The 648-nt window shown below is 66.7% G+C and carries 1 protein-coding gene; it reads right to left on the reverse strand.

All coding sequences use genetic code 11. The features are described from left to right. Window positions 1-526: transposase (locus tag PV396_RS44935; protein WP_319214172.1), on the reverse strand; the 526-nt coding region annotated here is incomplete at its 3' end. Window positions 527-648 lie beyond the last annotated feature (122 nt).

Here is a 648-nt window from a genome sequence, read left to right on the forward strand (position 1 = left end):
AGGCCATCAGCGGGTGGTGGCCGAAGGTCTTCTTCCAGGTCGCAGCCGTGTCTTCCTTGTCGGAATGCGCGATCACCAGGACGCCGTCCAGGTCCACAGTCACAGAGCCGGTCACATCCGGCGCCGTCTGCCCGGCCAACTTCCACACGTGCTGGCGCACGTGGGACCGGGCGCTGCGGATCGCGTTCAGGGCGCGTTGGCCGCCCGCTGCGAGCGTGTCGATCAGCCGGGATACTGTCGGGTCCGAGGCCACCGGCCCGAACACGGCCGGCTCGGCCCGCAGCATGCCGACGTCGGCCAGGCAGTCGCCGCCGAGAGCGACCGCGAGCGCCACATCCAGCAGGATCTTGCCGGGATCGTGCACCGCCCGCGGCTTGCGCCAGGGTGTCAGAGCCGCCGATATCGCAGTATCCAGGCCCGTCTTGCGGACCGTTTCCACCAGCAGCACGGCCCCGGCCTGCGAGACCACTCCACGACCACTGCCCTCAACGCGGACATGCGGGTACGACCCGATACGCTTCTTCACCTGAGAAGTGCTTCTTTCCACGGCACGATCTGGACCCTCGACAAGTCCTATCGTTCCAGGTCAGGAGCACTTCTCGCGTTTCTGATCAAGCCTCGGACAGCTCACCTCATGAAAGCCCGAGG

The organism is Streptomyces sp. ME02-8801-2C (assembly GCF_033793965.1).
Lineage (GTDB): Bacteria > Actinomycetota > Actinomycetes > Streptomycetales > Streptomycetaceae > Streptomyces.